The following is a 17,775-nucleotide window of genomic DNA, read 5'->3' on the forward strand; positions in this document are numbered from 1 at the left end:
TCCATTAAATAAATAGAGGTATATATGAAAACATTAATTAAACTTTTAACCATAATCAGTGTTGTTTTTAGTAGTGCAGTATTTGCACATGTGCATCTTGAAAAAAGCGTGCCTGCTGATAATGCAATGCTAATGAATACTCCAGAAAAATTGACATTGGGATTTAGCAAAGAGGTACGTGTAGTTAAAGTTACGTTGAAAAATAAAAAAGGTGAAAATATTAAATTTGACTTTAAACCATCAAAAGAAGCTTCCAGAGAGTTTTCATGGGAACTACCTAAATTAGCTCCAACAAACTATATCGTTGATGTGACCTATTTAGGTAAAGATGGACATAAAATGAAAGATAGCTTCGGCTTTATGGTTCATTAGTAAGGCTGTGTGATTGATATGGAAATGTATATCTGGAATACAGTCATTGTACTGTCAAAAATTGTATTTTACGTCGGCTTTGCCTGTATTGCCGGCTATACATTTTTCAGACAAATTTTTGAGCATAATGAATCTCATAGTAATGCTGTAATAGCGAATTTAACGTGGACAAGAACTTATATAGTTATGGCTTTGATCGCTAATATTACTTGGTTCTTTGCCAGTACTGGTGCAATGGCAGAAGAGGGAATTCAGGGGGCGATAGACGCTGATATATTGGCTATTATGTGGGACTCCTCTGTCGGCACTGGAGCTTTGCTTCGAGCGCTTGGGCTAGTTACCGCAATAATCGCTTTAGCTTTAAGGTTCAAACTCGCTGTGAACTCGTACTTAAAACAAAGCGCTTTAATGTTGAGTTTATTAATCCTTGCATACTCATTCACGTTACTGGGTCATATTTCTGAGTTAGGCACAATTGAAAAAGGCTTGCTTATTTTGCATGTGCTCGTTATGGCATGGTGGTTTGGGGCGTTATTGCCACTAAAACAGGCTTGCCATCAGCTAAGTTATGCAGAACTTCATTTGCTGATGGAAAGCTTTGGCAAACAAGCAAGTTTTACATTGAGCCTATTGTTGGTAGCAGGCCTCTGGCTCGTGATTCAATTGGTCGGAAGTCTTGATGCACTAATAAGCTCAAGTTACGGACAAACACTGTTGTTTAAATTGGCCCTTGTAGTGTCTATTTTGGCACTTGCTGCTAAACATAAACTAATACTCGTTCCACAACTTAAAAATAGTCAAGGCAGAGAGGCTTTATCTAAATCTATCTCGATAGAAATGGTAGTAGCTTTTGCCATTTTATCTGTAACGGCTGGGCTTACTAGTGTTGTTGGCCCTGCAAATTAAAACCTAAAAGAGAGAATGAAAATGAAAACAATAAATATATTACTCGTTTTATTAATGACGTTTAGTTTCGCAGCAAACGCTCATGGTGATAAGAACAAAGACAAAGGTTTGTTTAAAGGTATAGATACCCCAGCCGCAAAAGTTGTTTTGGCATTTCATCAAGCACTTGAAACTGGCAATCAAAAACAGGCTAGAGCGCAGTTAGCGGATGATGTCACCATTTTCGAGGGAGGCCGCGTTGAAAGGAGCGCTGATGAATATGCCCATCATCATATGTTGTCGGATATGAAGTATTTAGCAGCGATGAAGAGCGACACACTTGAACATCAAGTGACGATACTTGGAAATACCGCTATCTCTGCGTCGCGCAGTCAAACTACAGGTACTCATAAAGGTGTTGAACGCGATTATCAAGGCATGGAAACGATGGTGCTGGAAAAACAAAATGGTGAATGGAAGATTAAGCACATTCATTGGTCACATTAATTTATTGGTCAAACAACGGAGAGTAAAATGAGAAACAACAATCCATTACATCAAGTTTCTACGCCACGTAGACGCTTTGTACAAGGATTAGCTGCTGGCGGTGTATTAGCTGCTTTTCCAAGTGTTCTTCATGCAGCTTCATCTTTGATTGCTGGAACTTCAACAGGTACTGCGCCCGAACTAAGTGGAGAAGTAATAGATTTAGTGATAGATGAGTCACCCGTAAACTTCACAGGTGTTGTAAGAATGGCTACAACAATCAATGGCTCAATACCAGCTCCTACCTTGCGCCTCAGAGAAGGTGATGACGTTACTATCAGGGTAACTAATAAATTATCAGTGCCGAGTTCAATTCATTGGCATGGGATCATTCTTCCGTATCAAATGGATGGCGTACCGGGTATTAGCTTTAAAGGTATAATGCCGGGTGAAACCTTTGTTTATAAATTTAAGCTGCAACAAAGCGGCACATATTGGTATCACTCACACAGTGGCTTTCAAGAAATGACAGGTATGTACGGCGCATTAATTATTGAGCCAAGAGAAAAGGATATTATTAGTGCTGACAATGAGCATGTCATTCAATTGTCTGATTGGACTGATGATGACCCAATGGATTTGTTTCGCAAGTTAAAAGTACAGAGCGATGTATTTAACTTTAATCAACCTACTGTTCCAGAGTTTTTTGATGACATTTCAAATAGCAGCGTTTCAAATGCGCTACAACGCCGGGAAATGTGGAATAAAATGAGAATGAACCCTACAGATCTTGCAGACTTATCAGCATCTGCAATGACTTTTTTAATGAATGGTTGTGCGCCTTTGACAAATTGGCGTGGAATGTTTAAAGCTGGCGAAAAGGTTAGGCTTAGATTTATTAACGGTTCTAGCAATACGTTTTTTGATGTAAGAATACCTGAGCTGAAGTTAACAGTTGTACAAGCTGATGGACAAAATGTTGAACCTGTGACAGTAGATGAATTTAGATTTGGTCCCGGTGAAACTTATGATGTACTTGTCGAGCCAAAAAATGATGCATATACGATTTTTGCACAAAGCATGGATCGCTCAGGTTATGCTAAAGGTACTTTATCAATGGCACCTAACGTTGATGCACCAGTACCTTCTTTAGACCCCGTTGAGTGGTTAACGATGACAGATATGATGGGCAATATGACCCATGATAGTGTGCATTCTACAATGGCTGATACGGCAGGTATGTCGGGCATGAATTCTAATAAAATGGATCATAGTGCAATGGGTCATGGAGCGATGGCAATGGATCATAGTAAACATGGAATGACTAAAAACCCATTAGCTGTTGCTAGCACTAAAGTGCGTCATGCAAAAACAGAGTATGGAGCTTCTGTTGATATGCGTGTTGATATGCCTAGAACAAACCTTGATGATCCCGGTATAGGTTTACGTAAAAATGGACGCCGTGTTTTAACACTTGCAGATTTACATTCTCTTGAGGGAATTACAAACCAGCAAGAGCCAGAGGCTGAAATTGAATTACATTTAACTGGAAACATGGAGCGTTATAGCTGGTCATTTGATGGTTTGGAATTTGGAAAAAGCACGCCAGTTCACATGAAGCATAATCAACGTTTAAGAGTTATTTTACAAAACGATACAATGATGACACATCCAATGCACCTGCATGGTATGTGGAGCGATTTGGAGAATGAAAAAGGTGATGTACAGGTTCGTCGCCATACTATCCCTGTACAACCAGCGCAAAGAATTAGTTTTTTAACAACACCTCATGACGTAGGTCGCTGGGCATGGCATTGCCATTTATTATTCCACATGGATGCAGGTATGTTTAGAGAGGTAGTTGTATCATGAGAAAATTAATACTAACCAATACGTTAAAACTATTATTAATAGGTTTGCCCCTTATAAGTGTATCTGTATCTGCAAAAGATGAGATGACTGAGATGGGTGATTCTAAAATGCAAGCACAAGGTGGAGATGCACCTAAAGATGCTAGAGACCCTCATGCTTATGCCGCAGGTACAACATTGACTGAAGGTCCTTATGCACTCAATAGCGACAAACGACTGACTTTGGCAGATGAGCATTCATTTTACGCGCTACTAGGGGATCGTCTTGAATATAATGAGCAAACAAACGCAGGTGTTTTTGACTTTCAGGCATGGTATGGCACTACTTTTGATAGATTAGTCATCAAAACTGAGGGAGATTTTAGCGAAGGTAATTTAGAGGAGAACCAAACAGATTTTCTATGGGGCCACGCAATATCTGCTTATTGGGATACACAAGTCGGTATTCGACTTGATTACAATAACGAAGGTGAAAACCGCAAATGGCTAGCTTTTGGTTTACAAGGTCTAGCCCCCTACTGGTTTGAAATTGATATGACTGCGTATTTAGGAGAGCAAGGTAATAGTGCATTTTCGATCGAAGCTGAGTATGAGCTATTACTTACTCAAAAGTTAATTGTTCAACCACGAGCAGAGTTGACGCTTTACGGTAAGGATGACGTCCAAAATAACCTTGGTAGTGGCTTATCTAGCAGTGCTATTGGTTTTCGGGTTCGTTATGAGTTTACCCGCCAGTTTGCTCCCTATGTTGGCGTTGAGTGGACAAATAAATTTGGTAATACAGCCGACTTTGCGAAGTTAAATGGGCAAAGTACGCGTGATACTGCTTTTGTTGCAGGTATCAAGTTCTGGCTCTGATGTGAAGAAATACTATATTGACTTGATGAGAGCTACCGCAACTATATTGATGGTAGCTTTCGTTTTTTGGGATTTAAACCATTTTAGTTATGTTAGAAAAGGCCTAGCTAATAGTTTTTTTGGAAAGAACTAAGAGCAGTAATAGTAAGCTACTTCTTGTTTTCAGTCGGTGCCAGTCTGGTGTATACCTATCAAGGTGGAATATCAGCTAAGAAGTAAAGTTGGCGAATGTTTAAGGTTAAAGAGTCAAGCCAAAAAACATCGCCATTGAAAGACGTACAATAGGCCATTTTATCACTTTTGATGAACGGGAATTGGGTGTGCTCGGGATAGAACCGATTGTTGCAAAGTACTGTGCTTAAAGCTGAACAATTGGAAAAATGATCCCTTACTCAATACCTAGTTATGAGCGTAGGGTTTTTATTTTTTTAATGGTGCTCATGCTTGGCTTCAATCTCATGAGTCTAAATTAGACACCCCTTTTATACTTGTTAAGTTTAAGCTGTTTAAAAAAGTAAAAAGTTTAGGTTTTAGTTCAAAGGTTGATCAAGATCATAAAATTATTTTTATAAAGTGGCTAATATTGTAGGAGCTAAAGAAGGAATGATAATGTTTGGACTTTTCAGGTGGTTTAAAATAGTGATAATAACTGTGTTGCTTACGCAGCATAGTTTTGCTACAGCTAAGCCAATGAATTGTGAAGAACATCAAAATGGATCTTCCGACACGCATATTATGCAACGAAGCAAAAATATTCACCATCAATCAATGAATGACAATAGTCACTATCACACTGTAAACTCGCAAGACTCTAAACACCGTCATGGTGATGAAGTCTGTGAAAAATGCAAAGCTAGTGATTGTGTTTGTTGTGAGGGGGGATTTTGTTCAAGCTTTCATTTAAATGCCTATCTTGTGCAAGCGCAAGAGGAAGGTATTTGCAATATTTACTCTGAGCTATTTCTACAGCGTACACCTCTACCAAAATCTGGTATCCATCTCTTACTTTATCGTCCACCAATTATTGGCTAATCACGGGATCAGTGCGTCTTTTTTTCGCCACTCCCATCAAAAATAGAATGACTTATTCATTGATTTAAATAATCAATTGTTTTGAACGATTAGTACGATATTTTGAAGGCACTATGAAAATTCTCAAACTATTGCCATTTACAGTACTTAATGCTGTCGATTTTGGCCGAGATTTCTCTTTTACCAAAAAATTAGTTTTTAGCTTATTCACTAGAATTAGTACTTGACCTGTGTCTTAGACACAGGTCTAAGCTGAAGATGAGAGTACAAACTTAGCTAAAAACTGAGGAGTGAATATGAAAGTTGCGGAGCTGGCAAAAAGCCTTGGAACGACTGCTGATACGGTGCGCTATTACACCAGATTAGGATTGTTAAAACCTGCTAAGTCAGTGAACGGCTACAAGTCATACTCGAATAAAGAAGTATCGAGACTTAAATTCATTTTAAGTGCCAGAAACCTTGGTTTTTCCGTTGCAGATATCAAGGAAATTATTAATGAATCTGAAGATGGTAAAAGTGCGTGCCCATTAGTCAGAAGCCTGATCAAAGAGCGGCTTGAAGAAACAGAAAAGCAGTTTCAAGCAATGTTGGCACTTCGAGGAAAAATGTCTTCTGCGCTTTCTCAGTGGGAAGAAATGGAAGACAAGGCACCGACTGCAAACATGGTTTGTCATCTCATCGAAAACTTTGAGCAAATTAAAAAAGCATAGGAGGAAAAAGGGTGGCTACTAACACAAATATAAAAACTGAATCAGGCTGTTGCTGTCAGGCAAAAGCTCAATCCTCTTCGTGTAAAACTAAGGAGAATACGTTGGAGAAAGTATCACATAACCAACAGCTTATCATTGAAGGCGCTGGGTGTGCTAGCTGTGTAGGCAAAATTGAAGGGGCGTTGAAGGCAACTCTTGGAGTCGTCAGTGCGGAAATGAATTTTGCTGATAGGACAGTAACAGTTTATGGGACAGCTAAAACAGAAGAATTGATCAAAGCTGTTGAGTCAGTGGGGTATAACGCGAAGCCAATTGATGATAGCTCAGCAACAGATGCGCTTGATGAGAAAGAGGCGGCGGATTGGGCATATTACAAAAAGCTAATGCGCGATACGTTTATTGCCCTTTCACTCGGCGTTCCTTTGATGATCTACAGCATTGTGGTTGGAGAAATGACGGTTGAAACAAACCTTGAACGCATGTCTTGGCTAGTTGTAGGCATTTTAACTTTTGGCGTTATGTATTTTTCAGGTAAGCATTTCTATGTAGGAGCATGGAAAAGCTTTAAAAACCACTCCGCTAATATGGACACTCTAATAGCTTTAGGAACAGGTACAGCTTGGGTGTATTCGATGGTTGTCGTGTTTGCACCTGACGCCGTTCCATTGATGGCACGACATGTCTATTTTGAAGCTACCGCCATGATCATTGGCTTAATTGATTTAGGTCTAGCATTAGAAATAAAAGCCAGAGGTAAAACCTCTGAGGCCATTAAACGTCTTATCGGCTTGCAGGCCAAAACGGCAACTGTAGTTCGTGATAATAAAGAGGTTCAGATAGGTATCGAACAGGTTTTGCTTCATGATGTTGTGAAAGTAAAGCCGGGTGAAAAAATTCCCGTGGATGGCGTTGTATTGGAAGGACACACCTCTATTGATGAGTCCATGCTGACAGGCGAACCTATGCCTGTTGAAAAAGCCGAAGAAGATGAGGTTGTCGCTGGTACTTTGAACAAATCAGGCATGATTTTATTTAGAGCGACACGCGTTGGTAAAGACACGGCGCTTGCACAGATCATCAATATGGTGAAACGAGCGCAAAATTCAAAACCGCCGATTGGCCGCTTGGCCGATGTTATTTCCGCCTATTTCGTTCCTGTAGTCATGATCATCTCGGTGTTAAGTGCGTTAGCATGGCTTAACTTTGGCCCTGAGCCAGCAATTGCTTTTGCTATCGTATCAGCAACTACTGTGCTTATTATTGCCTGCCCGTGTGCTTTAGGCTTGGCAACACCCATGTCTGTCATGGTCGGAGTAGGAAAAGCAGCAGAAGCCGGAGTACTTATTCGCAACGGTGAGGCACTGCAAACCGCCTCTAAAATCACTGCCATGATTTTAGATAAAACGGGCACTATTACTGAAGGGGCACCTAAGGTAACCGATATTGTTTTAGCAAAAGCTACTGACGAAAAAGACGTACTACAGCTTGCAGCAAGTTTAGAAAGCGGCTCAGAGCACCCTTTAGCGCAAGCGATTGTTGAAAGTGCTTTAGATAAGGATATTGAGTTACTAAAAATTGAATCGTTTAATGCTATTACGGGTTTTGGTGTAGAAGCAAACTGTAACAATAAAGTCCTGCTTTTTGGTAACGATAAACTAATGAAGTTAAAAGGCATAGACCTCACAGGCTTTGTTGGAAAAGCCCAGTCTTTAGCCAAAGAAGCCAAAACACCTATGTACTTTGCTGTAGATGGTGAACTTGCCGCAATCATTGCTGTCGCAGATCCCATTAAGTCAGACTCAATCTCTGCTATCAAACGGCTTCAGGCTAATGGTATACGCGTCATCATGTTAACAGGTGATAACAAGGAAACCGCTGCCGCTGTTGCCAAAAAAGCAGGTATTAGCGAATTTCTTGCTGAGGTGCTGCCAGAAGATAAAGCCAACAAGGTGAAAGAGCTACAAGGCAGTGGCGAAATTGTTGGTATGACAGGAGATGGCATCAACGATGCTCCTGCGCTAGCGTTAGCCGATGTTGGATTCGCCATAGGCACAGGGACTGATGTAGCTATCGAAAGTGCTGACATTACCCTAATGCGTGGTTCACTTCATGGCCTTGCCGATGCCATAGCGGTAAGCAAAGCTACTTTACGAAATATCAAACAAAACTTGTTTGGCGCGTTTGTCTATAACGTAGCCGGGATTCCTTTTGCTGCGGGGGTTCTATATCCCTTCTTTGGCATTCTGCTTAGCCCTGTAATTGCAGGTGCTGCAATGGCGTTTTCGTCATTGACTGTGGTGTCAAATGCAAATCGACTTCGCTTTTTTAAAGCAAAAGAGCATTAAGGAGAAGAGCGATGATGTTAATTAACTTATTAGGCTTAATGTTAATCGCGCTGATTGTTTGGTGGTTTTGGCTATATAAACCCAATAAAACAATCGTTCAAGGTAATGAAGTACTCATTGAAGTGAGGGATGGCGTGTATTCCCCATCCTCAATTCAGGTGTCTGCTAGCCAACCTGTTACCTTGAAGTTTATACGCAAAGATCAATCCCCCTGCGCTGAAACAATGCTTATTCCTTCATTGGATATAAGCGAACAGCTTAAGTTAAATGAAATTACTCAAATTACCTTATTAAACTTGTCACCGGGAGAGCATGAGTTTCACTGTCAGATGCAAATGTATCGCGGTGTCTTAAAAGTCGTTTAGGAGGGCAATATGAAAAATCAACACCCTAATTTTTGGTCAACACCTACAGGCTGGGCTGCACTGGCACTTATTGCCGCAGTGACCTACTTCTTAGTGCTTGAGCATGGTCAACATACGCTGCAATTTCTTCCCTACTTGATTTTATTGCTATGCCCCTTGATGCACGTATTTATGCATGGCAGTCATGGTAAACATGGTCACGATCATTCACATGCGCCTGATGAAAAAAAGGAAGAGAGCTTTCAAGAACTCACGGATAAAAATGCAGCCTATCGCGATGGCTACATACAAGGCTTAGAAAAGGCACGTAAGGAATCACATAAAAAGGAGAGCAGTGATGAATGAAACATATGATTATGGCTTATGGTCAATGGTGATACTGAACTCAGCAATTTTTATCTTTTTTGCCTTTAGTTTTGTCAAACCAAAAACATCAACTGATTGGAGAAGTCTAAGCGCGTTCTCTGCCTTTATTGTTGCCCTATTTACTGAAATGTATGGCTTTCCTTTAACTATCTATTTTCTGTCGGGGTGGCTGACGGAGACCTATCCAGAAGTAAATTTCTTTGCGCATGAAAATGGGCATTTATTACATACTTTCTTTGGATTTCAAGGTGATGCCCATTGGGACCCATTTCATATAGTGAGTATGGTGTTTATTGTTGCAGGTTTCTTTATGTTGTCTTCAGCATGGAATGTATTGCATCACGCGCAAAAACATCATCAATTGGCTACAACTGGATGGTATGCAAGATGTCGCCACCCACAGTATGTAGCTTTCATTCTAATCATGTTCGGCTTTTTATTGCAGTGGCCGACAATCCCAACACTTGCGATGTTTCCGATCTTAGTCGTTGTTTACGTCAAGCTAGCGAAACGCGAAGAAGCACAGGCGATTGCTGAATTTGGTTCGGAGTACCACAGGTATATGGAATCGACACCAAGTTGGATCCCAAGTTTTAATAAAAGTGTAGAAGGTAAAAATCATGAAAACGTTAATTAAATCAATTTTATTTATTGGTTCACTACTGATAACCACTAGCTTATTTGCCCAAAACAATGAGCATAAACATGAAGGTGCGAACAAAGCTGGTATGCATCAAGGCATGACAATACCACATGAGAACATGGGAGAAATGCATAAAAAGATGATGGAAATGAAAAAGGAAGTCCATGCCATTAAAACTGAAAAAGATCCTGACAAGCAACAGCAGATGATGGTTGAACATCACCGTTCAATGATGAAGATGATGCAATCCATGCACAAAAACATGGAAGAAATGCCAATGCATCAACAAATCAAGATGACTGAACATCATTTAGAAATGATGGAGAACATGATGCCGCAGATGAACCGGAAAATGGAAGAAATGAAAGATAGCAATCAACAGCATTCACACAAACATTAGGAGAAAAATTATGAGCGATTTAGATCATAGAGTTGGCGTTAGAGAGCAAAATTTAGTTGTTCGAAATCTAAAGCTTAGCCATGTCACAGAAGAAAGCTGTGACGAGTTAGTAAAAGAAATAGATCAGCTTTTTGGTATAGATGAAGTTAGTTACAACATCAAAGAAGGTGAAATACACCTTGCCTATGATGCCGCAAACGTAAGCCTTGATGGGATTGAGGAGGTAATCCGTAAGTATGGCGCAGATGTTCATGATGATTGGTGGACACATACTAAAGAAAGTTACTATAAATTTGTTGATCAGAACATCAAAGATAACTCTGTTCATAAGCCTTGGAGTTGTCATCAAGCACCTTCGGGGGCTGGCCGGAAAAACAAATGAATTCATAAAAAAGTGTATAGATAATTAGTTAGTCAAATGAGGTAACAGTGATGAAAACACCCTATATAAAAGCTCTTTTATTGCTTACATTCGGTTTATATTTAGTGGGTTGTTCCAATACCACTTTTTATCATAAATACATGATGAGAGGTCAGGTAGTAGAAAGTTCTGATAATCGAACTCTAATCTGTATTGGTGCTAAGCATGGCGCAGAGGTTGGGCAAAAATACAGTGTTATTAGATTCCATGAAAGAATAGTATTGAGTGAAGGTGAAGATCCCTACACTATCGAAAAGGTAGGAACGGTACAAATTACTAAAATTGTGAATGATCATTTCGCAACTGTAAAGCTAGTGTCTGGTGACATTGCAGCGAAAGATATGGTGGAACTTGAAAACTAATAAAGTGGTGGCGAAAGCCACCACAAGAGCATAACAATAAAACTTAATGAAAAAGCTTTAGTGTTATTTTGTACAACCTTTGAGATTGTTTGCTCAGTTCTGGTTATCTTGATGCCAGTACGACAGAAAAAAATGTTACATATGGATTAGAAAGGTGTGGGCTGGCATCCTAGGTCTAATCTTAACAGTTAAGGGGCCGCCGAATAGAGCTATACCTTTACATCAGCAGCATAATCAATGCTCCCGCGATCATAAATAAGTTTTCAGATAGCGATACAAATCCAAGTGGCACACTGCTATCGCCGCCTACACAGGCACACTTTAACTGGCGTTTGTCAATGTAAACGGCTTTGAAAACTGAAATTGCTCCAACTGTGCCGATAAACAATGAAAATGGTGCCACTGCGAGAGGCTGTAGTTGGGCAACCATACCAATACCTGCATATGCTTCAATGAAGGGATAAATATAACCATATCTTATCCATCTCATCGCTAGTAAATCATAAGTAATAAACGAATTTGTGAAACTGTATAGGTCTTTCAGTTTTTGCACCGCTAAGAGCGTCATTGAAAAAGCTATAAATAGCATCAGTGTTCTGATGGAGATAAATGAGCCGGAAGCAAAATGTTGAGATGCGACAGCAAGAAGTGCAGCTATCGAGAAAATGGCTACAACTGGCGTGTAGGTTGTGCCAGTTTGACCTGCTTCATCTTTACCAAAATACTCTCTTAAGTCATCGTATCCTCCGACACGCTTTCCTTCAATAAAGGTTTGTGGCGTAGTTTTGACATCATGCTTATCTTTGAAGTCATCAGCTTGTTGTCTTGACGTGAGCTTATGATCTTCTACATCATACCCTTGCCTCTCCAGCAAATCTTTCGACCTTAAACCATAGGGGCAGATATGTTCGTCAGTGACCATTCTGTACAGGGTAGCTGTCTTAGTCATCTTAGCCTCCTTTGTTCAGTGTGCCTTCAAACTTTGGGAGCGGTCGTTGCTCAGCCTGAGCTTGTGAGCTGACCTTTCCATTTTCAGAAATATCCTTAATCAGCCATTCCATTTCTTTTATTTCTTTTCGTTGGGCTTTAATAATACCATTTGCCAATTCACGCACGCGTACATCCTCCAAAGTTGAATGCTCACTAGTAAGAATAGCAATGGAGTGATGAGGAATCATCGCTTTCATGTAGGCAGTGTCAGAAATTGTGCTTTGAGAGCGAACAAGATAAAGACATATGGCGAACAGTATTGTCGCCAATAGAAAAATAGCCATGTTGAGCTTCTTGTTACTGTACATGCCAAGCATAAAGGCCAGCATGATCATTGCCATACCTGCTCCCATATACAACGACATATAGATACGCGTTTCACTAAACCATATATGTGATACTGCGTAAGTGTTGAGATACATCATGACAAACATAGCAATGGTTGAGGTGATGATCATTGCAGCAAATCTTGAGTATTTCATAAGTAATCCTTACATTGATAGTGTAAATATTTCCCACTGTTAGCCTATTATTCTCTACATGTGGTCATGTTCTCGAAAAATTGCAAGTAATGAGCCAGTATCAATAAGAGTATTTGTAATACGATTGACTCAATTTCAGCGCAATTATTGTGAATCAGTACTAATCTACACATTTCGGTGTAAGAGTTTATGGGCAAAAAATCTTCTTTGAAGGAGATCAAATCAGCTTATATTTAGAGTTTGAGTTTTGAACTTGTGATAGACACAGGCGGAATTGGCTTTAGTTAACAATCTAATGTGGGAACTCAAAGTACTACAAGCTGAGCTTCAACAAATGTAAGCTCGTGTACAAGTGAAGACACAGTTAAAGCATGTGGAAGAATTAATCTTGATAGTTAGAGTTGTCATTTATTTCACTTTTTAAATGAACGAATATTGATCTTTTATCTCGTTCATGTTCGAAAGCTAAAAGTTTCCTACACATGAAAGTGGTTTTGCAAGAGTATCTACTAGAGAACAAGATTTGAATGCTCAACTGTTCAGTTGGGCTATTATGGTTGTAAAAAAATATTATAAGGCAATGTGTCTGGTACTTCGGTTAGAAATGAAAAAAGTTAAAGAAGCTAATCGATTTCATCAGGTAGGGTGATGAGGTAATAGTTACTCGCCTTGATCGGCTAGGCCGATCATTAAAGTCTATTCTTGAGGACATTGAAAGTACTCACAAACGGGGCGATTGTTCAAAGATTATTAATGGTTCTGTCAGTACAAAAAATGATAATCCGTTTACCAGTTTCATTCATAATCTGCGCAATTAGCAATAATGACGTGCGTTCATAACGGTCATAAAGAGCAATCCCCCTGCGCTGAAATAATGCTTATTCCTTCATTGGATATAAGCGAACAGCTTAAGTTAAATGAAATTACTCAAATTACCTTATTAAACTTGTCACAGGGAGAGCATGAGTTTCATTGTCAGATACAAATGTATCGCGGCGTCTTAAAAGTAATTTAGTTTTAAATAGGTCTTTTTACACACCTGAACGAGCAAAAGTAACTTAACAAAAGGCTTCTCGAAAACATTACGAGAAGCCTCTAAATTAAAGTTAAGATTTGTATTTACTGTAAACAATTCTATATAGAACAGGCAAAACAACTAAAGTAAGTAAAGTAGAGGAAATAATCCCTCCAATTACCACCGTTGCTAATGGCCTCTGAACTTCAGCCCCAGTTCCGACGTTTAATGCCATAGGAATGAAACCTAAGCTAGCAACCAAAGCGGTCATTAATACAGGGCGAAGCCTGATAGTTGCACCTTCGATAATTGAGTTTATTAGCTCTCCTGTTTCAAGTAATCGCTGTTTAATGAATGACAGCATCACCAGTCCATTTAATACAGCTATCCCTGAAAGAGCGATAAATCCAACAGCAGCAGAAATTGAAAGAGGCATGTCTCTTAACCACAAAGCCAATACGCCGCCTGTAAGTGCTAAAGGCACACCACTAAATATGATCAGGGCATCTTTTATTGAACTAAATGCTATGACAAGCAGTGTCAAAATTACAAACAATGTGGCAGGTACTACGATGGATAATCTTTGCGTTGCACTCTCAAGTTGCTCAAATGTTCCGCCGTACTCAAGCCAATAACCAGCAGGCAATTCAACATTTTGTTGAATTTTTTGCTGTGCCTCTTGTACGAATGAGCCTAGATCTCGGTTTCTAACATTTGCTGTAATTACAATTCGTCGCTTACCATTTTCTCGGCTTATTTGACTTGGAACTGTCGTATAATTTAACTCTGCAACTTCGCTTACAGGTACAAACTCACCACTTTCTGTCGCGATTGGCAAATTACCTAGCTGATCAAGGTTGGCTCTCAACAGCTCAGGATATCTAACTACAATTTCAAATCGACGATCACCTTCGAATATTAACCCTGCGCCTTCACCTGACACGACTGTTTTTAACCAAGACTGTAAGTCGCTTGCATCCAACCCGTATAGCGCTAATGCTTCAGGCTTGGGGTTAACGGTAAAGATAGGCACGTCATCAACTTGTTCGAGCCGCGCATCAGCAACACCTGAAATTGTATTGAGTGTAGCCAAAACTTCTTGTGCAGAAATGACAAGTTGGGATAGATCATCACCGTAGAGCTTAATCCCTAAATCAGCTCTTACTCCGCTAATTAATTCGTTAAATCGCATCTGAATTGGTTGAGTAAACTCATAATTATTGCCGGGAATAGAGCTGAGATCTTTTTCCAGCCTTTCAACAAAATCCTCTTTCGTTAAATTAGGGTCGGGCCATTGCTCTCTCGGCTTTAATATCAGAAAAGTATCAGTCACATTTGGCGGCATCGCGTCTGTCGCAACTTCTGCTGTGCCCGTTTTTGAAAACACCGTAACAACTTCATCATATTTCATAATTTGTTGTTCAAGTACCTTCTGCATTTCTACAGCTTGGTCAATACCCGTGCCCGGAATACGCATCGCGTGCAGTGCAATGTCACCTTCATTAAGTTGAGGAACAAATTCAGATCCTAATTTACTACCAAGTAATATGCTAAATGTCACAAGTAAAGCAGCGCCGCAAACAACTAGCCAACGTAGTTTTAAAGCCCACTTCAAAACAGGACTATAAACTGACTTAGCGCCGACAATTACTGGACTTTCTTTTTCGCTGATTTTGCCTTTCAAGAATAAAGCAACCGCAGCGGGGACTAGCGTGAAGGTAAATACCATTGCAGACAATAGAGCGATTATCACCGTTGCGGCCATCGGATGAAACATTTTGCCCTCGACACCCGATAAGGTAAACAAAGGTAAATAGACAATCGTTATGATCAATACGCCAAAAACACTAGGTCGTATAACCTCATTGGTAGCAGAATAAACAATGTCTAGGCGTTCTTTCAGGGAAATGACAGAACTATTTCGTTTTTGGCTTTCTGCTAACCGCCTAATGCAGTTCTCAACGATTATTACCGCGCCATCGACAATCAATCCAAAATCTAAGGCTCCCAGACTCATTAAATTCGCAGAGACTTTGCTTTGAACCATGCCCGTGATTGTTGCCAACATTGCCAAAGGAATTACTGCGGCGGTAATCAAAGCGGCGCGTATGTTACCCAGTAATAGGAACAATACGAAGATAACCAGTAATGCACCTTCAATAAGATTTTTCTGTACGGTGCTAATTGCTTTATCAACCAGAGTTGTCCTGTCATATAAGGGAACTATGGACACGCCTTGAGGTAAACTGTTTTGGATTTCACTAAGCTTGTCACCAACAGCCAATGCCACCGAGCGTGAATTTTCTCCTACCAGCATCATTGCGGTGCCAATCACACTTTCCTTGCCTTCCAGTGATGCAGCTCCTGTCCTTAGCTCTTTTCCTATCGCAACTTCGGCGACATCTTTAACTTTTACAAGTGTGCCGTCGTCGCTTTTTATAATGACGTTTTGGATGTCTTGAATAGATTGCAACTGAGCTTGTGAACGAACAAGAATTTGCTGTCCGCTTCTTTCGATGAATCCAGCCCCTTGATTTGCATTATTTCGCATTATTGCATTTGATAGTGCTTCACTGGTAATACCGAAGTGCAACATCCTTAACGGATCGGGATTGATATGGTATTGCTTTTTATAGCCACCAATTGCATTGATTTCCGTAATCCCTTTAACCAATGCAAGTTGTGGTTTCACTACCCAGTCATGGATCTCCCTTAACGCCATCGCATCATAGGGTAAGCCATTATTCTGCTTTGCACTTTCGTCGGCAGTTATACTGTACATGTATATTTCACCGAGGCCCGTAGCAATTGGTCCCATTTCTGGTTCAATGCCAAACGGTAGTTGCTCCTTAATTGCGCTAAGTCGCTCATTGATTAGGTTTCTGGCAAAATACAAATCTGTGCCTTCTTCAAACACAACAGTCACTTGCGACAGGCCATATCGAGAAAGTGAACGGGTATAATCCAGCTTAGGTAAACCCGCCAAGCCCGTTTCGACGATAAACGTAATCCGTTGCTCTGTTTCCAAAGGTGAATAACCTTGAGCCTGCGTGTTTATTTGTACCTGTACATTGGTTATATCTGGCACAGCGTCAATAGGTAGCTTCTGATAGTTCCATATTCCTAAAGCGATGATAAACAAGGCCATAAGCAACATAGTACCACGTCTACGGATAGATAATTCTAGTATCCAAGCGATCATATTTTCACCTCGATAATACTGAAGCCAATATGTAGAGGACAAAAAGGTCGGAGATTAGTGTTCATGTCCAGCCTCCGATTTTTTTAGATCAGCAACTAGCAGATAACTGTTCTTTACAACCACACTTTCGCCGACGTTCAAACCGTCGATGATAGCAATATTGATAGCGTCTGAAGCGCCAGTTTTTACGGCGCTAGGGTGGTATTCATTGCCTTCTTTAATAAAAACAACATCTTTGCCTTCAAACTCTTGAATGGCTCCTTTTGGCACAACAACTGGAGCAGAGTGTTGACTGGTCGTAACCGCACCTTTAATTACAGTGCCAAGCGGCCACTTGTTGGTTTTGTTATCCAATTTTACAAATGCCAATGAGTATGGCTTGTCGTTTAGTGATGGTGTTAAATAGCTAATTTGCGCACTTTGATTAAATTCAGTGCTATGAATTAGCACCTGCTGGTTAGCGTTAACCTTACTTAGCTGAGTAGGAAACACTGATAGTTGTGCCCAAACCACGTCAAAATTGGCTATTGTCAGCAAGTTTTCACCATTTGTAAGCTCGCCAATATTGGCTTGCCTAGCGACTATACGCCCAGACATTGGTGCTTTTATCGAATATTGATTTAAGCTCTCATTGGATTCAATCACTACCAACGTTTCACCTTTTTTGACCTCTTCGCCGAGATTGACTTTTACTTCCTTAATAACACCATCGAATCTAGCGTTAACGTGCGCAAGTGAGGCAGGATCGGCAACGATTTTTCCATATACAACTTCTTCGTTATGAATAACACCGCTAGTTGCTGCTACTGTTTCAATGCTGTTTTGTTTAGCCATCTCAACAGACATAGAGACTATTTCATCTTTGTGTTCTTCACTGGCTGAGGTCGTGATGGAGGTGAAACCAATTACAGCAACAAGCATTAATTTGAAAAGGCTGATTGGTGAATTTAATATATTTTTCTTTTTCATG

General features: G+C 40.1%; 19 protein-coding genes. 15 read left to right on the forward strand and 4 right to left on the reverse strand.

The window, feature by feature from the left end:
* The first annotated feature begins 24 nt into the window (after positions 1 to 24).
* The 14 genes from L3Q70_RS02880 (at position 25) to L3Q70_RS02945 (ending at position 11,116) form a co-directional block, all read left to right on the forward strand.
* Positions 25 to 372 (forward strand): copper resistance CopC family protein, encoded by a 348-nt coding sequence (locus L3Q70_RS02880; RefSeq protein ID WP_016708251.1) that lies wholly within the window; start codon positions 25 to 27, stop codon positions 370 to 372.
* An 18-nt stretch (positions 373 to 390) separates the two neighbouring features.
* Entirely contained in the window at positions 391 to 1,278 is an 888-nt protein-coding gene (locus L3Q70_RS02885) for a CopD family protein (RefSeq protein ID WP_045979603.1), read from the forward strand.
* A gap of 15 nt (positions 1,279 to 1,293) precedes the next feature.
* Positions 1,294 to 1,764 (forward strand): nuclear transport factor 2 family protein, encoded by a 471-nt coding sequence (locus L3Q70_RS02890; RefSeq protein ID WP_008467847.1) that lies wholly within the window; start codon positions 1,294 to 1,296, stop codon positions 1,762 to 1,764.
* 27 nt (positions 1,765 to 1,791) lie between these two features.
* Positions 1,792 to 3,615, forward strand: coding sequence for a copper resistance system multicopper oxidase (locus L3Q70_RS02895; protein WP_016708247.1), 1,824 nt, complete (start codon positions 1,792 to 1,794; stop codon positions 3,613 to 3,615).
* On the forward strand, positions 3,612 to 4,472 hold the full coding sequence (locus L3Q70_RS02900; RefSeq protein WP_016708246.1) for a copper resistance protein B: 861 nt from the start codon (positions 3,612 to 3,614) through the stop codon (positions 4,470 to 4,472). The genes L3Q70_RS02895 and L3Q70_RS02900 overlap by 4 nt, the downstream gene beginning before the upstream one ends.
* Before the next feature lie 609 nt (positions 4,473 to 5,081).
* Complete coding sequence (locus tag L3Q70_RS02905) at positions 5,082 to 5,504, forward strand: hypothetical protein (RefSeq protein ID WP_016708245.1); 423 nt, start codon at positions 5,082 to 5,084, stop codon at positions 5,502 to 5,504.
* A 296-nt stretch (positions 5,505 to 5,800) separates the two neighbouring features.
* Positions 5,801 to 6,214 carry a MerR family transcriptional regulator gene (locus L3Q70_RS02910; RefSeq protein WP_016708244.1) on the forward strand — a complete coding sequence of 138 codons (414 nt, stop codon included), beginning with the start codon at positions 5,801 to 5,803 and terminating at the stop codon, positions 6,212 to 6,214.
* Positions 6,215 to 6,315: 101 nt separating this feature from the next.
* Positions 6,316 to 8,559, forward strand: a complete 2,244-nt coding sequence (locus L3Q70_RS02915) for a heavy metal translocating P-type ATPase (protein WP_016708243.1) — start codon at positions 6,316 to 6,318, stop codon at positions 8,557 to 8,559.
* Positions 8,560 to 8,570: 11 nt separating this feature from the next.
* Complete coding sequence (locus tag L3Q70_RS02920) at positions 8,571 to 8,924, forward strand: cupredoxin domain-containing protein (protein ID WP_045979597.1); 354 nt, start codon at positions 8,571 to 8,573, stop codon at positions 8,922 to 8,924.
* Between the two features lie 9 nt (positions 8,925 to 8,933).
* Positions 8,934 to 9,269 (forward strand): DUF2933 domain-containing protein, encoded by a 336-nt coding sequence (locus L3Q70_RS02925; RefSeq protein ID WP_016708242.1) that lies wholly within the window; start codon positions 8,934 to 8,936, stop codon positions 9,267 to 9,269.
* Positions 9,262 to 9,927 carry an isoprenylcysteine carboxylmethyltransferase family protein gene (locus tag L3Q70_RS02930; RefSeq protein ID WP_016708241.1) on the forward strand — a complete coding sequence of 222 codons (666 nt, stop codon included), beginning with the start codon at positions 9,262 to 9,264 and terminating at the stop codon, positions 9,925 to 9,927. Before L3Q70_RS02925 ends, L3Q70_RS02930 begins: the two co-directional genes overlap by 8 nt.
* Positions 9,911 to 10,333, forward strand: coding sequence for a hypothetical protein (locus tag L3Q70_RS02935; protein WP_016708240.1), 423 nt, complete (start codon positions 9,911 to 9,913; stop codon positions 10,331 to 10,333). The genes L3Q70_RS02930 and L3Q70_RS02935 overlap by 17 nt, the downstream gene beginning before the upstream one ends.
* A 10-nt stretch (positions 10,334 to 10,343) precedes the next feature.
* The gene (locus L3Q70_RS02940; protein WP_016708239.1) at positions 10,344 to 10,715 is read left to right on the forward strand and encodes a hypothetical protein; all 372 of its coding nucleotides are present in this window, start codon (positions 10,344 to 10,346) and stop codon (positions 10,713 to 10,715) included.
* Positions 10,716 to 10,765: 50 nt separating this feature from the next.
* Positions 10,766 to 11,116 carry a hypothetical protein gene (locus L3Q70_RS02945; RefSeq protein ID WP_004589646.1) on the forward strand — a complete coding sequence of 117 codons (351 nt, stop codon included), beginning with the start codon at positions 10,766 to 10,768 and terminating at the stop codon, positions 11,114 to 11,116.
* A 217-nt stretch (positions 11,117 to 11,333) separates the two neighbouring features.
* Here L3Q70_RS02945 and L3Q70_RS02950 read toward each other — a convergent pair whose 3' ends face one another.
* Positions 11,334 to 12,065 (reverse strand): glutaredoxin, encoded by a 732-nt coding sequence (locus L3Q70_RS02950; protein WP_016708238.1) that lies wholly within the window; start codon positions 12,063 to 12,065, stop codon positions 11,334 to 11,336.
* A gap of 1 nt (position 12,066) precedes the next feature.
* Complete coding sequence (locus L3Q70_RS02955) at positions 12,067 to 12,588, reverse strand: DUF305 domain-containing protein (protein ID WP_016708237.1); 522 nt, start codon at positions 12,586 to 12,588, stop codon at positions 12,067 to 12,069.
* Positions 12,589 to 13,462: 874 nt separating this feature from the next.
* Here L3Q70_RS02955 and L3Q70_RS02960 point away from each other — a divergent pair.
* Positions 13,463 to 13,603, forward strand: coding sequence for a cupredoxin domain-containing protein (locus L3Q70_RS02960; RefSeq protein ID WP_229677580.1), 141 nt, complete (start codon positions 13,463 to 13,465; stop codon positions 13,601 to 13,603).
* Between the two features lie 91 nt (positions 13,604 to 13,694).
* On the opposite strand, the gene L3Q70_RS02965 is transcribed toward L3Q70_RS02960, so the two are convergent.
* Both L3Q70_RS02965 and L3Q70_RS02970 read right to left on the reverse strand, forming a co-directional pair.
* Complete coding sequence (locus L3Q70_RS02965; protein WP_016708236.1) at positions 13,695 to 16,805, reverse strand: CusA/CzcA family heavy metal efflux RND transporter; 3,111 nt, start codon at positions 16,803 to 16,805, stop codon at positions 13,695 to 13,697.
* Between the two features lie 54 nt (positions 16,806 to 16,859).
* Positions 16,860 to 17,774 carry an efflux RND transporter periplasmic adaptor subunit gene (locus L3Q70_RS02970; RefSeq protein ID WP_016708235.1) on the reverse strand — a complete coding sequence of 305 codons (915 nt, stop codon included), beginning with the start codon at positions 17,772 to 17,774 and terminating at the stop codon, positions 16,860 to 16,862.
* Position 17,775 lies beyond the last annotated feature (1 nt).

The sequence above is a fragment of the Pseudoalteromonas sp. CF6-2 genome, assembly GCF_021729425.1.
GTDB lineage: Bacteria > Pseudomonadota > Gammaproteobacteria > Enterobacterales > Alteromonadaceae > Pseudoalteromonas > Pseudoalteromonas arabiensis.

Bases quoted from the DNA above. Each gene is read 5' to 3' on its own strand.
- L3Q70_RS02880 (WP_016708251.1), top strand. From the start codon at position 25: ATGAAAACATTAATTAAACTTTTAACCATAATCAGTGTTGTTTTTAGT.
- L3Q70_RS02885 (WP_045979603.1), top strand. From the start codon at position 391: ATGGAAATGTATATCTGGAATACAGTCATTGTACTGTCAAAAATTGTA.
- L3Q70_RS02890 (WP_008467847.1), top strand. From the start codon at position 1,294: ATGAAAATGAAAACAATAAATATATTACTCGTTTTATTAATGACGTTT.
- L3Q70_RS02895 (WP_016708247.1), top strand. From the start codon at position 1,792: ATGAGAAACAACAATCCATTACATCAAGTTTCTACGCCACGTAGACGC.
- L3Q70_RS02900 (WP_016708246.1), top strand. From the start codon at position 3,612: ATGAGAAAATTAATACTAACCAATACGTTAAAACTATTATTAATAGGT.
- L3Q70_RS02905 (WP_016708245.1), top strand. From the start codon at position 5,082: ATGTTTGGACTTTTCAGGTGGTTTAAAATAGTGATAATAACTGTGTTG.
- L3Q70_RS02910 (WP_016708244.1), top strand. From the start codon at position 5,801: ATGAAAGTTGCGGAGCTGGCAAAAAGCCTTGGAACGACTGCTGATACG.
- L3Q70_RS02920 (WP_045979597.1), top strand. From the start codon at position 8,571: ATGATGTTAATTAACTTATTAGGCTTAATGTTAATCGCGCTGATTGTT.
- L3Q70_RS02925 (WP_016708242.1), top strand. From the start codon at position 8,934: ATGAAAAATCAACACCCTAATTTTTGGTCAACACCTACAGGCTGGGCT.
- L3Q70_RS02930 (WP_016708241.1), top strand. From the start codon at position 9,262: ATGAATGAAACATATGATTATGGCTTATGGTCAATGGTGATACTGAAC.
- L3Q70_RS02935 (WP_016708240.1), top strand. From the start codon at position 9,911: ATGAAAACGTTAATTAAATCAATTTTATTTATTGGTTCACTACTGATA.
- L3Q70_RS02940 (WP_016708239.1), top strand. From the start codon at position 10,344: ATGAGCGATTTAGATCATAGAGTTGGCGTTAGAGAGCAAAATTTAGTT.
- L3Q70_RS02945 (WP_004589646.1), top strand. From the start codon at position 10,766: ATGAAAACACCCTATATAAAAGCTCTTTTATTGCTTACATTCGGTTTA.
- L3Q70_RS02950 (WP_016708238.1), bottom strand. From the start codon at position 12,065: ATGACTAAGACAGCTACCCTGTACAGAATGGTCACTGACGAACATATC.
- L3Q70_RS02955 (WP_016708237.1), bottom strand. From the start codon at position 12,588: ATGAAATACTCAAGATTTGCTGCAATGATCATCACCTCAACCATTGCT.
- L3Q70_RS02960 (WP_229677580.1), top strand. From the start codon at position 13,463: ATGCTTATTCCTTCATTGGATATAAGCGAACAGCTTAAGTTAAATGAA.
- L3Q70_RS02965 (WP_016708236.1), bottom strand. From the start codon at position 16,805: ATGATCGCTTGGATACTAGAATTATCTATCCGTAGACGTGGTACTATG.
- L3Q70_RS02970 (WP_016708235.1), bottom strand. From the start codon at position 17,774: ATGAAAAAGAAAAATATATTAAATTCACCAATCAGCCTTTTCAAATTA.